The organism is Nocardia sp. MH4, assembly GCF_019266065.1.
Lineage (GTDB): Bacteria > Actinomycetota > Actinomycetes > Mycobacteriales > Mycobacteriaceae > Nocardia > Nocardia canadensis.
The window spans coordinates 31338-43562 of record NZ_LPNR01000096.1 but is presented as its reverse complement, the minus strand read 5'-3'; the positions used below and the strand labels follow the sequence as shown (position 1 = coordinate 43562).

15 protein-coding genes are annotated in these 12225 nt (G+C 67.9%); 7 read left to right on the top strand and 8 right to left on the bottom strand.

Translation table 11 applies throughout. The annotated features are described in order from the left end of the window. Both ATM97_RS13670 and ATM97_RS13665 read right to left on the bottom strand, forming a co-directional pair. Positions 1-561 (bottom strand): C40 family peptidase, encoded by a 561-nt coding sequence (locus ATM97_RS13670; protein ID WP_189031567.1) that lies wholly within the window; start codon positions 559-561, stop codon positions 1-3. A gap of 328 nt (positions 562-889) precedes the next feature. Further along, positions 890-1183: a hypothetical protein gene (locus ATM97_RS13665; protein WP_218718380.1), complete on the bottom strand. Its 294-nt coding sequence runs from the start codon at positions 1181-1183 to the stop codon at positions 890-892. 109 nt (positions 1184-1292) lie between these two features. Here ATM97_RS13665 and ATM97_RS13660 point away from each other — a divergent pair, with 109 nt between their 5' ends. The 3 genes from ATM97_RS13660 (at position 1293) to ATM97_RS13650 (ending at position 4179) form a co-directional block, all read left to right on the top strand. After that, entirely contained in the window at positions 1293-2474 is a 1182-nt protein-coding gene (locus tag ATM97_RS13660) for an AAA family ATPase (RefSeq protein WP_218718379.1), read from the top strand. A 271-nt stretch (positions 2475-2745) separates the two neighbouring features. Next, positions 2746-3696 carry an alpha/beta fold hydrolase gene (locus ATM97_RS13655; RefSeq protein WP_218718378.1) on the top strand — a complete coding sequence of 317 codons (951 nt, stop codon included), beginning with the start codon at positions 2746-2748 and terminating at the stop codon, positions 3694-3696. Between the two features lie 192 nt (positions 3697-3888). Further along, entirely contained in the window at positions 3889-4179 is a 291-nt protein-coding gene (locus tag ATM97_RS13650; protein ID WP_071930967.1) for a hypothetical protein, read from the top strand. A 58-nt stretch (positions 4180-4237) separates the two neighbouring features. Here the strand turns inward: ATM97_RS13650 and ATM97_RS13645 are convergent, their stop codons facing one another. Beyond that, positions 4238-5422, bottom strand: coding sequence for an acetyl-CoA acetyltransferase (locus tag ATM97_RS13645; RefSeq protein ID WP_218718377.1), 1185 nt, complete (start codon positions 5420-5422; stop codon positions 4238-4240). A gap of 247 nt (positions 5423-5669) precedes the next feature. Between ATM97_RS13645 and ATM97_RS13640 the strand changes: the two genes are divergently transcribed. The 3 genes from ATM97_RS13640 to ATM97_RS13630 are packed head-to-tail and all read left to right on the top strand — an operon-like array spanning position 5670 to position 9212. Then, entirely contained in the window at positions 5670-6500 is an 831-nt protein-coding gene (locus ATM97_RS13640; protein WP_218718376.1) for a hypothetical protein, read from the top strand. A gap of 28 nt (positions 6501-6528) precedes the next feature. Continuing rightward, the gene (locus ATM97_RS13635; protein ID WP_218718375.1) at positions 6529-8463 is read left to right on the top strand and encodes a fumarate reductase/succinate dehydrogenase flavoprotein subunit; all 1935 of its coding nucleotides are present in this window, start codon (positions 6529-6531) and stop codon (positions 8461-8463) included. A gap of 2 nt (positions 8464-8465) precedes the next feature. Continuing rightward, positions 8466-9212 (top strand): succinate dehydrogenase/fumarate reductase iron-sulfur subunit, encoded by a 747-nt coding sequence (locus tag ATM97_RS13630; protein ID WP_218718374.1) that lies wholly within the window; start codon positions 8466-8468, stop codon positions 9210-9212. A 48-nt stretch (positions 9213-9260) separates the two neighbouring features. Here ATM97_RS13630 and ATM97_RS13625 read toward each other — a convergent pair whose 3' ends face one another. From ATM97_RS13625 to ATM97_RS13610, 4 genes are read right to left on the bottom strand one after another with little or no spacing between them, the layout of a single operon-like run. Then, positions 9261-9458 carry a hypothetical protein gene (locus tag ATM97_RS13625; protein ID WP_218718373.1) on the bottom strand — a complete coding sequence of 66 codons (198 nt, stop codon included), beginning with the start codon at positions 9456-9458 and terminating at the stop codon, positions 9261-9263. A gap of 39 nt (positions 9459-9497) precedes the next feature. Then, on the bottom strand, positions 9498-9713 hold the full coding sequence (locus ATM97_RS13620) for a DUF397 domain-containing protein (protein ID WP_218718372.1): 216 nt from the start codon (positions 9711-9713) through the stop codon (positions 9498-9500). Then, complete coding sequence (locus tag ATM97_RS13615) at positions 9710-9928, bottom strand: DUF397 domain-containing protein (RefSeq protein WP_218718371.1); 219 nt, start codon at positions 9926-9928, stop codon at positions 9710-9712. Before ATM97_RS13615 ends, ATM97_RS13620 begins: the two co-directional genes overlap by 4 nt. After that, positions 9925-10842 carry a helix-turn-helix transcriptional regulator gene (locus ATM97_RS13610; protein ID WP_308248475.1) on the bottom strand — a complete coding sequence of 306 codons (918 nt, stop codon included), beginning with the start codon at positions 10840-10842 and terminating at the stop codon, positions 9925-9927. Before ATM97_RS13610 ends, ATM97_RS13615 begins: the two co-directional genes overlap by 4 nt. 182 nt (positions 10843-11024) lie before the next feature. On the opposite strand from ATM97_RS13610, the gene ATM97_RS13605 reads away from it, so the two are divergent. Beyond that, positions 11025-11231 carry a hypothetical protein gene (locus tag ATM97_RS13605; RefSeq protein ID WP_218718420.1) on the top strand — a complete coding sequence of 69 codons (207 nt, stop codon included), beginning with the start codon at positions 11025-11027 and terminating at the stop codon, positions 11229-11231. On the opposite strand, the gene ATM97_RS13600 is transcribed toward ATM97_RS13605, so the two are convergent. Next, positions 11228-12175, bottom strand: a complete 948-nt coding sequence (locus ATM97_RS13600; RefSeq protein WP_308248474.1) for a DNA-3-methyladenine glycosylase 2 family protein — start codon at positions 12173-12175, stop codon at positions 11228-11230. The two genes, ATM97_RS13605 and ATM97_RS13600, sit on opposite strands and share 4 nt — an antisense overlap. Positions 12176-12225: the final 50 nt, after the last annotated feature.

Below are 12225 nucleotides of genomic sequence, written 5' to 3'. Positions count from 1 at the left end.
TTAGACGATACGGCGAGCCGTGACGACGTCGTCGGCGCTGAGGTGGGTGTAGGACACCGGGGTGCCCGACTGCACCGCGTTCAGCAGCTGACCGTTGCCGGCGTAGATGCCGACGTGACCGCCACCGTTGGTGATGACGATGTCACCGGCCTGCAGGTTGTCGAAGGACACCGGCGCGCCCACGTGGGACTGCTCGAAGCTGGTGCGCGGCAGTTCGATTCCGGCCTGACGGTAGGCCCACTGCACGAGGCCGGAGCAGTCGAAGCTCGACGGGCCGGCGGCACCCCAGCTGTAGACCGCGCCGAGCTTGGTCCGCGCCGCGTCCAGGGCGATGTTGCCCGCGGACTGCTGCTGCTGGAAGGGGTTGTCGAAGGTGACGCTCGGCAGCTGCGGGGCGGCCTGGCCCTGCGGGGCGACCATCGCCTGAAGCTGCTTCTCCACCTGCTGCGCGGGCTGCTCGAGCTCCGGCGGCAGATCGAAGTTACCGAGGCCGGGAATGTTGATCGTGGCGGCCTGCGAAATCGCAGGCATCGCACCAGTCGTGGCGGCCACCGCACCCATGACGAGCGCACCCTTGACGGAATTCGGCAGTCGAGAATCCCGCTGCAAGCTGTGTTTACCCACCGAGACGAGTCTCCGATCTTGCTGCTCCACCACCGGGTCGCCGGAATCGCTTGGCGACGACAACTATTCGGCGGTGACTCAATGGCGCCGTTTCTCTGACGAAGCGACAGACTCCACTAAGTCACGAGAAGATTACGGCCTGTGATGGAAGCTGTCCAGCGAAGCACGCAAGTTGTTTTCCCGCACTCGGGAAAGCCCTGGACAAGCGCTGTCGTTCCGGCGTGTCGCCGCGCGTAACGGTCCGATATCCCGATCGGCCGTCGCGTTATCGGGCGCGGCCGTCGCGCCCGCCGAGCACCTGTTCGAGGTCGGCGATGCGGGTGCGCGCGTCGGCCAGGTCGATCTCGAGCCGCCCGAGCGCGATCAACAGCGGGCCCAGCGCCAGCGCGGCCAGCGCCTCCGGATCGTCGCCGCCCTCCCCCTCGACGGCGGCCCGCAGGAACACCCGGATCGACTCGGTCAGGTGCGCGTCCGCAGGCAGCCGCAGGCCGTCGAGGAGGGCGGCCGTCGAGGTCGCCATCGGCTCTCCGTGCGCGTCCCACTGGGGTTCCTCGGGCATGTCACTCCGTTCCGCTGCGATGACGTCGTCTCCGGTTCGCTAGCAGTATCTAGGACACAGCCCAGAGTTACCGAGATTCCCCCGCTGATCCGCGCTACGGTTGTCCGGCATGGACCCCGTGCGCAATCCCTACGCTCCCGGCGCCGGCCAACGTCCACCCGAATTGGCCGGACGTGACAAGCAACTCGCCGCCTTCGACATCGTGCTCGAGCGGGTGGCCAGGGGCAGGCCGGAGCGCAGCGTGATGCTCACCGGGCTGCGCGGGGTCGGAAAGACCGTGCTGCTCAACCAGCTTCGTTCGGCGGCGATCTCGCGCGGCTGGGGCACCGGCAAGATCGAGGCGCGACCGGACCAGGATCTGCGCAGGCCACTGTCCTCGGCGCTGCACATGGCGGTGCGCGCGATCGCGATGGCGCACCGCAATCCCGAGCACGTCGACGACTTCCTCGGCATCCTCAAGGCCTTCGCCCTGCGCGCCACCGCCGACAAGGGCATGCGCGAACGCTGGCAGCCCGGCATCGATGTGCCCGCGGTGACCGGCCGCGCCGATTCGGGCGACATCGAGATCGACCTGATCGAGCTGTTCAAGGAGGCCGCGGCGCTGGCGGCCGATATCGGCGTCGGGATCGGCATCTTCATCGACGAGATGCAGGATCTCGGCCCGGCCGACGTCTCGGCGATCTGCGGCGCCTGCCACGAGCTGAGCCAGGACGGCGCGCCGCTGATCGTCGTCGGCGCCGGGCTGCCGCATCTGCCCGCGGTGCTGTCGGCTTCGAAGAGTTACTCGGAGCGACTGTTCAGTTATCACCGCATCGACCGGCTCGACCGGCAGTCGGCCGACCTCGCGCTGATCGCCCCCGCCGAGCGGGAAGAGGTGAAATTCACCGAGGACGCGCTGGACTCGCTCTACCAGAAGGCCGACGGCTACCCGTATTTCGTGCAGGCCTACGGCAAGGCGGCCTGGGACCAGGCGCCCGACAGTCCGATCACCGCCGAGGACGTCGAGGTGGCAGCGCCCGCCGCCGAGGAGGAACTGGCGGTCGGCTTCTTCGGCTCCCGGTACGAGCGCGCGACGCCCGCCGAGCGCGAGTACATGCGCGCGATGGCCGACCTGGCCGGCGACGACGGCCCGGTCGCCACGTCGGCGGTAGCCGCCGAGCTCGGCCGCAAGCCGGCCTCGGTCTCGCCCGCGCGCGACGGGCTCATCAAGAAGGGCCTGATCTACTCGGCCGAGCGCGGCACGATCGGTTTCACGGTCCCCCACTTCGGCCGGTATCTGCGGAGCGTATAGCCCTCTACTTCTCTCTAGCTACTTTCCTAGAAGGACTAAGACAACCCTCGAGAGAGCTCTCGACGACGATCTAAGGATCTCTAGTTAGAGGGCTAGATAGCCGAAGAATCTCCTGCATAACGACCAGGGCCCGCCCGGATTCGGTTGCGCATCGGCTGGATAACGCCAGGATTGGCGGGCTAACGGGCCGGAAATCTGATTCGAATAACTCAGTACGCGACTCTCCTCATGGCGGGCCGCGGCCAGCGCTCCAGAACCACAGGAGGCCGCTATGTCGAAGTCGTTCGCCACCACCGATCTTCTCGGTCGGCGCGCCACCGTCGTCACCGACGACGGTGTGCCGATCGCGGTCCGCACCTTCGGGGCCGCCGACGCCGCGCTGACCGTCGTCTTCGTCCACGGCCACTGCCTGCACACCGAATCGTGGGCGTTCCTGCGCGAGCACCTGCTCCGACACTGGGACGCCGACACCAGGATGGTGTTCTACGACCACCGCGGCCACGGCGAATCCGGCCACGCCGACCACGCGACCTACACCATCGATCAGCTGGCCACCGACCTCGACGCGGTGCTGCGCGCCGTCGCGCCGACCGGGCCGGTCGTGCTGGTCGGCCACTCGATGGGAGCGATGGTGCTGCTGGCCTACGCCCGGCTGTTCCCCGCGTCCATCGGCACCCGCGTCGCCGGGATCGGACTGATCGCGGGCGCGGCGGGCGGGATCACCGAGGTCGGCCTCGGCCGACTGCTCAATCGGCACGCCGTCGCCTCGTTACAGCACGCGGTCCTGCGCGCACCCCGGGTGATGCAGGCCTCGAAGCGCTTCTCCCGCTGGATCTTCGGGCCGCTGATCCGCGAGGCCGCCACCGGCACGCGGCGGGTGAACCCGCGGGTCGCCGCGGTGGCGACCGCGATCCTGAACGAGACGCCGCTGCTGACGATGTCGGGCTTCCTCAGCTCGCTGCTGACCTTCGACGAGGCGCGCACCCTGGCCCGGCTCGGCGATCTGCCCACCCTGGTGCTGGCCGGCTCGGCCGATCTGATGGTGCCGTTCACCCACTCGGTGGTGCTGGCCTCGCAACTGGCGGGCGCCGAACTGGTGCGGATCGAGGGCGCCGGACACAGCGTCATCCTGGAGCGCGCCGAGGAGGTCGCGACCTCGATCGCCGTGCTCGTCGAGCGGGCCGCCGCCGGGGTCCGCAAGCACTACGCGGTCGCGGGCTGAGAACCGGAGTTACCGGACGGCAATCGCCGAATCCGGGCCAACTCCGGGCGTAAACCGAAAAGCTCGGTTATTGTGGTGGAGATCACGTTGTGTGGTGAGTCACACGGCTCGGTGCAGTGCGGCCCGGGAGTTCACGGGCGTGCCAGGTGATCCGGCGAGTCGGTATGCCCGCCATATACACAGGAGGTAACGATGACACGCAGCGATATCGCGGAACTGCGCTACGCGGTCGGTCAACTCCGGCAATCGATCGGCGCACTGCGCTCCAACTACGGCGACGCGGCCACCGTGCGCCGGCTGGAGAACGACCTCGAGCGGCTCGTCATCGATGCCGAGGAGTTCGAGCAGGCGCCACCGCCGGAGCTCGCCGTCCCCCGCAGATCCGAACCGATCTACGTCCCGGACAGCAAGTCCGACGAGGCCGCCTGGATGGGCGCTCAGGACGAGGGCCTCGGCTTCCACTCCCGGCCCAGAACCAAATAGTCAGACCTGTTCACCGGCGCGGCGGTCCTGCCACCCAGGGTCGCCGCGCCGACCCCTGTCAGGCGCGGTGTCGGCCGAACCGGCGTCCGGGGCGGACGCCGTGGAACCGGGCGCCGCGCGGGGTCTCCGACGGTTCGTCGGAATCGGCCGATTCGAACAGCGCCGCGATCCCGTGGTCGTGGCCGAGCGCGATGGCCTCCAGGCCGTAGCGGCCGCCGCAGCGGCCCAGCTCGTGCAGCATCGTCGTCATGATCCGCAGGCCGGTGGCGCCGACCGGGTGCCCGAGGGCGATGTCGGAGCCGTTGACGTTGAGCCGGTCGTGCGGGTCGAGTTCCCATTCGGTGGCCAGGGCGAGCACCTCGACCGCGTAGCCCTCGTTGATCTCGAGCAGGTCGATCTCGTCGAGCGAGCAGCCGGTGCGGGCCAGCAGCTTCGATACCGCGGGCGCCGCGCCGAGCGCCGGGCCCTCGCTGTCGCAGCCCGCGGCGGCCCAGCCCGCGAGGAACGCCATCGGGGTCAACCCCAGTTCGTCGAGCCGGTCCTCGGCCACGACCAGGCACGCCGACGCGCCGAGCCGGTGCGAACTCATGTTGCCGATGGTGACGACGCCGTCGACGAGCAGCGGCCGTAACCCGGCCAGGGTGTGCGTCGACAGGTCGTCGCGCACCCCCTCATCACGGCGGATCTGGTGTTCCAGCGCACCCGCGGCGACGCCGACCGGCACCACCTCCGCGCCGAACGCGCCCTGCCGCCACGCCCGCGCCGCCTTGCGGTGGCTGGCCACGGCGAATTCGTCGGCGGCATTGCGGTCGATGCCGTAGTAGTGCGCGAGCCGCTCGGCGTTGTGCAGTCCCTCGCGACCGCCCGGCAGTCCGGCTTGGGCCGGCGAGCACTCGACGCCGCCGGCCACCACCACGTCGGCGGCGCCGGTCTGCACCATCATCGCCGCGGTGATCACCGCCTGCAGGCCGCTCCCGCCGTGCCGGTCGGTGAGGAATCCGGGCACCGCGAAGGGCAGGCCGGCTCCGCGCGCGGCCAGTGCGCCGATCGCGGGCACGTCGGAGAGCCCGCCGTCGACACACGCCATCGCGACGTCCTCGATGCGTAGCGGGTCGATCCCGGAGCGCTCGATCACGGCCGACAGGACCGTGGTCGCCAACCACTCGGCGGGCATCCCGGACAGCGCGCCACCCTCCACGCCACTGGGCGTGCGGACGGGTGCCACGATCGCGGCTCTTCTCATTGCTCGTCACGCTCCTTTCCCCGGTGCGGGGAATTCCAGTGACAGGGCACCACAGGTTTGTTGCACCGGCGTGACCGACTGTCACGGGAGTTATTGCTGTGACAGAGATCACCAGCGGGTGGAACAGGCGGTTGCGTGAGACCCGGCTCGAGCGGCGAGAACACAGGCGTATGGTGCTCCACATCACAATCCATCGCGGTGGGGAATGATCAACCGCCGCACGGCCTAGATCAGCGAGGCATCCACCGTGAGTGCCGCACCGACCACCAGCCCGTCGTCCGGGACGGGCGTGTTCAGCAAGACGAGGGCCCGCATCGCCGCGCGGACCCTGCGCACCGACCGCTGGTGGCTGCCACCACTGCTCACCGCGATCGGTCTCGGCGCCTTCGTCGTCTACGCGACGATCAGATCCTTTGTGCGCACGGCCTATTGGGTGCCGCAATACCACTATCTGACGCCGTTCTACTCCCCCTGCCTGAGCGACTCCTGCGTCCCGGGATCGAGCCACTTCGGCACGCCGTTCGGCGAGCTGCCGATGTGGATCCCGCTCGGGTTCGTGGTGCTGCCGTTCCTGCTCGGCTTCCGGCTGACCTGCTACTACTACCGCAAGGCCTACTACCGGTCGGTGTGGTTCTCCCCGCCCGCCTGCGCGGTCGCCGAACCGCACGCGCGCTACACCGGCGAGTCGCGACTGCCGCTGATCATCCAGAACTCGCACCGCTACTTCTTCTATGTCGCGCTGCTGGTCTCGCTGATCAACACCTACGACGCGATCACCGCGTTCCACGGGGAGACCGGCGGTTTCGGCTTCGGCCTCGGCAACATCGTGCTGCTGGTCAACGTCATCCTGCTGTGGGCCTACACGTTGTCGTGCCACTCGTGCAGGCATATCGCCGGCGGCAGGCTCAAGCACTTCTCCGCCCATCCGGTGCGGTACTGGTTCTGGACCCAGGTCTCCAAGCTCAACACCCGCCATATGGCGCTGGCCTGGACCACCCTCGGCACCCTCGTGCTCACCGACTTCTACGTGATGCTGGTGGCCAGCCAGACCATTTCGGACCTGCGGTTCGTCAACTGAATCGCGTCGACACCAGGAGCTAGTTCGAATGTCAGATGTGGAACGGCACGACTACGACGTCGTGGTGATCGGGGCGGGCGGCGCCGGGCTGCGCGCGGTGATCGAGGCCCGCGAGCAAGGACTCTCGGTCGCGGTGGTGTGCAAGTCGCTGTTCGGCAAGGCGCACACCGTGATGGCCGAGGGCGGCTGCGCGGCCTCGATGGGCAATGCCAACGAGAAGGACAACTGGCAGACCCATTTCAAAGACACCATGCGCGGTGGCAAATTCCTCAACAACTGGCGGATGGCCGAACTGCACGCGCAGGAGGCGCCCGACCGGGTATGGGAACTGGAAACCTATGGGGCCCTGTTCGATCGGACGCCCGACGGGCGAATCAGCCAGCGCAACTTCGGCGGCCACACCTATCCCCGGCTGGCCCACGTCGGCGACCGCACCGGCCTGGAACTCATCCGCACCATGCAGCAGAAGATCGTCTCGTTGCAACAGGAGGACTACGCGGCCACCGGTGACTACGAGGCCAGGATCAAGGTCTTCGCCGAGTGCACCATCACCGAACTGCTCACCGACGGCGGCCGCATCGCGGGCGCCTTCGGCTACTGGCGCGAATCCGGCGGCTTCGTGTTGTTCAGGGCGCCGGCGATCGTGCTGGCCACCGGCGGGATCGGCAAGTCCTACAAGGTGACCTCGAACTCCTGGGAGTACACCGGCGACGGCCACGCGCTGGCCCTGCGGGCGGGCGCGACGCTGATCAACATGGAATTCCTGCAGTTCCATCCGACCGGCATGGTCTGGCCGCCGAGCGTGAAGGGCATCCTGGTCACCGAGGGCGTGCGCGGCGACGGCGGCGTGCTGAAGAACTCCGACGGCAAGCGCTTCATGTTCGACTACATCCCGCCGGTGTTCAAGGGCCAGTACGCCGAGACCGAGGCCGAGGCCGATCAGTGGTTGCGCGACAACGACTCCGCGCGCCGCACCCCCGACCTGCTCCCCCGCGACGAGGTCGCCAGGGCGATCAACGAGGAGGTGAAGGCGGGGCGCGGCACCGAGCACGGTGGCGTCTACCTCGACATCGCTTCCCGGATGCCCGCCGACGAGATCGTGCGCAGGCTGCCCTCGATGCACCACCAGTTCAAGGAACTGGCCGATGTCGACATCACCGCCGAGCCGATGGAAGTCGGCCCGACCTGCCACTACGTGATGGGCGGTATCGAGGTCGACCCCGACACCGGCGCCGCGGTGGTGCCCGGCTTGTTCGCCGCCGGTGAGTGTTCCGGCGGCATGCACGGCTCGAACCGGCTCGGTGGCAACTCGCTGTCGGATCTGCTGGTGTTCGGGCGACGGGCCGGGCTCGGCGCGTCGGCCTACGTCCAGCAGCTCACCGACCGGCCCGCGCCGGCCGAGACCGACATCGAGGCGGCGGCGAAAGCCGCTCTCGCACCGTTCGATCCGCCCGCCACCGGCGCGGGGGAGAACCCGTACACCCTGCACAGCGAGTTGCAGCAGACGATGAACGACCTGGTCGGCATCATCCGCAAGGAACACGAGGTGCGCGAGGCCATCGAAAAGCTGGCGCAGCTGCGCGCCAGGTACGCCGAGGTCACCGTCGAGGGGAAACGGCAGTTCAATCCCGGCTGGCATCTGGCGCTGGACCTGGCCAACATGCTGCTGGTCAGCGAATGCGTCGCCGAGGCGGCGCTGTTGCGCACCGAGAGCCGCGGCGGGCACACCCGTGACGACCACCCCGGCATGAACCCCGACTGGCGCAACAAGCTGCTGGTCTGCGCGGTGGACCCGGCCACGGCCGACCGGCAGGTCCCGGCGGTCACCGTCACCCCGGCCGATCAGACGCCGATGCGCGACGATCTGCTCGCCCTGTTCGAGCTCAGCGAACTCGAGAAGTACTACACCGAGCAGGAATTGGCCGCCCATCCGGCGGCCGGCTCGACCGAGGGAAAGGCGTAGCGATGGGGTACGACGCCCGGTTCCGGGTCTGGCGCGGTGATCTCGACGGCGGCGGCCTGGAGGACTACACGGTGCTGGTGAACGAGGGCGAGGTGGTGCTCGACATCATCCATCGCCTGCAGGCCACCCAGGCACCCGACCTCGCGGTCCGCTGGAATTGCAAAGCGGGAAAATGCGGTTCGTGTTCGGCGGAGGTGAACGGCAGGCCGCGGTTGCTGTGCATGACCCGGATGTCGACTTTCACCCCTGACGAGGTGATCACGGTGACGCCGATGCGCACCTTTCCGATTATCAAGGATCTCGTCACCGATGTCTCGTTCAACTACGAGAAGGCAAGGGAGATACCGTCTTTCACGCCTCCAGCGGACCTGAAGCCCGGTGACTACCGGATGAAACAGGTCGATGTGGAACGCTCACAGGAGTTCCGCAAGTGCATCGAGTGTTTCCTGTGCCAGAACACCTGTCACGTCGTCCGCGATCACGAGGACAACAAACAGGCCTTCGCGGGCCCGCGCTATCTGATGCGCATCTCCGAACTGGAGATGCACCCGCTCGACACCGCCGACCGCCGGGAAATGGCACAGGAGGAAGCGGGCCTGAGCTACTGCAATATCACCAAATGCTGCACCGAGGTGTGCCCGGAACACATCAAGATCACCGACAACGCGCTCATTCCCTTGAAGGAACGCGTTGTCGATCGCAAATACGACCCGATTGTGTGGCTCGGCAACAAACTGTTCCGTCGGTAGGCGACTCGCCGCGGGGCACGTGATGGCGTGCCCCGCGGCGATCGCCTTCTACAACACGGCGACAGTCCCCACCGCGACTAATCCGACCAGTAATCCGATGAACAGCGCGCCGAGAAGCGAACCGGTGAGCACATAGATCCCGATCGCCGATACCGCGAACAGCAGTATCACGATCAGGCGCTCGACTCCGTCCTCAGGCGCCAGCCTCCGGTACCGGGGTGGCATTTTCTTCAACCCTCGGTCCATGTAGATGGGCTACCCGGCCGGGCCTTGATCCAAACGTGATCAAGGGCGATCGAACTCGCCGTCGTGCACGCCCGCGGTGAACGCGGTCCACTCGCTCGGGGTGAAGATCAGCACCGGACCGTCGGGATTCTTGCCGTCGCGCAACGCCACGTACCCGTCGGGCAGCATGGCGACCTCGACGCTGCTGCCCTCCCCCGCGGTCCCGGCGCGCAGCCAGGTCGCGCCGGTGGTGTCGATGGTGCGCTTGCTGTTCACCGTGCGCCCAGGGCGCACGCGAACGCGCCGTTGTCGATGCCCTGGGTGAAGGCGTCCCAGCTCGGGCCGTCGAAGACCAGCGCGGGGCCGGCCGGGTTCTTGCTGTCGCGCACGCCGACGCGACCACCGAACAGGAATGCCACTTCGACGCAGTCCTTGCCCGCGCCGCTGCGCGTGCTCTTGAACCAGTGTGCGTCGACGAGATCGAAACTCATGCCACATACTCCTTCGCGACCTGCCGCAGCAGGTGTCTACTCGGTTGAATATCCAGCGCATGACGCTGGAGGCACTCGTGAGCCCGGTCGTACCTTCTGACATCCGCGCGTCGTTCCAGGTAGAGATCGCCGGTGAAGCCTTCGGCGTACACCACCGGTGGTTCGACCGGTTGCCCCTTGCTGTCGGTGCCGAACTCGAGAACCGTGAAAGGTCCGGTGGAGACTCCGAGTGGAACACCGGCGGCAAACGGCAGGATACGCAGTGTCACATTGCTTCGGGTGCTCGCGTCGGCAAGATGTCGCAACTGCGCAGCCATCACCTTTGCATCACCGACGATGCGATGCAATACCGATTCGTGCAGAACCACATCGATCTCGGCGGGCGAATGCTTGCGGTTGATCAACGCCTGTCGTTGCAGCCGCAACGCGACCCGCCGATCGAGCTCGTCGACCGAATCCTTGGGATAGCCCAGCTGATTCAGCGCACGCGCGTAGTCCGCCGTCTGCAGCAGGCCGAGGACCAATTCGGACTGATAAGCCCGCAGCCGATGCGCCGATGCCTCCAAACCCACATAGACGTCGAAGTTTTCGGGAATCAGATCGCCGTACGCGTGCCACCAGCTCTTGACGGCGGCCTGCTGCGCGAGGCCCGTCAAGCCCTCGGCGAGATCGTCCGGAATACCGTAGATCCGGCACAGCTCGTGGATGTCGATCGTCCGGATGCGGTCGGCCTGGCCCTTTTCCAGGCGCTGCAACGTGCTGGCGCCCCATTCCATCAACTTGGCGGCCTCGGCGATCGTCAGACCCGCCTGGGTCCGCCAATCGCGCAGATAGCGACCGAGCTGGCGGCGCGGCAGTGTCGAGGAGACTCCTGCCGCCGGTCCGCCCACTCCGGTCGATGCGTTCGCTGCCACAGCCCCACTCCTTCTGTGCTCGCAACCCGCCACAGCCCACAGCCCCGCCTATGGCGGTGGATTTCGTCCACTATGGGGAATCCTGCACTCCCCGTTGGATGCCGTGCTGGGAATTCGCCGCGAAATATCGGGATCGGCGTGTACCGGCCGTTAGCCGAACGGTTGCGTGCTCTCCTGGAGACATGCAATTGAGCGATGTGAACATGCATATTGCCGCTGCACTACTCGGTTGCGGCACCGATCCGGGCCCGATGGACGCCGAACAGGCCCATGCCGCAATGCAATTGCACCTCGACTGCACGGTCGACGAGTGCCGGGTCCGCAGGCGGGCCCGCACCACCCTCGTCGACGCGGGGCACTGCGTGCTCGACCAGCGCGCGATCCGTTAGCGGTGCCGGTGGTCGGTGATCGGGGTGCGTGGCCCGAATTTCGGTTTGTGCGCCTGCCCGCTCAGCGCGAGCAGGCGCACCGCCCGATAGCGGTGCGGCCGTAGCGGTTCCAGGTACTCGATCATCGCGTCGTCGTCGATCGGCCTGCCGAGCAGGCTCCAGCCGACCGTCGCGGCCAGGTGGTAGTCGCCGACCGAGAGGGCGTCGGCGTCGCCGAAGGCGCGCTGCGCGGTCTCGGCAACCGTCCAGACACCGATGCCGGGCAGGCTGCGCAACCGCCGCGCGGCCTCGCCGGGCGAGAGCTGCGCGGTGCGCTCGATCGAGTCGGCGACCCGGGCCGCGCGCACGATGGTCTGTGCCCGCTGCGGGCCGACATTGGCCCGGTGGTACTTCCACGACGGAATGCGCCGCCAGGTCTCGGCGTCGGGCGCGACCATCAGCCCGGCGGGCGCGGGCCCCGGCGCCCGCGCGCCGAACTCACGGACCAGGCTGCGCCAGGCCGCGAACGAGGACTTGGTGTGCACCTTCTGCTCGAGGATCGCCGGCACCAGCGATTCGAACACCAGCCCGGTCCGCAGCATCCGCAGGCCGGGCACCACGCGATGGGCTTCGACCAGCTTGGGATGCTCGGGCGTGAAGTCGGCCAGGTCTTCCTCGAGGCACAGCATCCGGTCCAGCCCGGCCAGGAATTCCTCGGCGCCGGGTCCCCAGGCGCGCGCGTGCGCGCCGTCGCGGCCGTCCTGGACGAGCCGGTAGGTGACCACCCCGGTCGGCATCCGGGAGGCGTGCCAGTGCGCGCCGTCGGCGTCGACGTGGTGACACGGATCGCCGCCGCCGCGCCGCAGCGGGACCACGGTGAGCCCGACGTCGAACGGTCTGCTCGACCGGACGGTCCTGGACAGCCCGGCCGTCGTCAGGCCGGGGTCGAGGGTCTGATCGCGCACCCGACCATTGTGCGCGCCCGCTCCCGCGCCGATGCGTGTTCGTAATATTC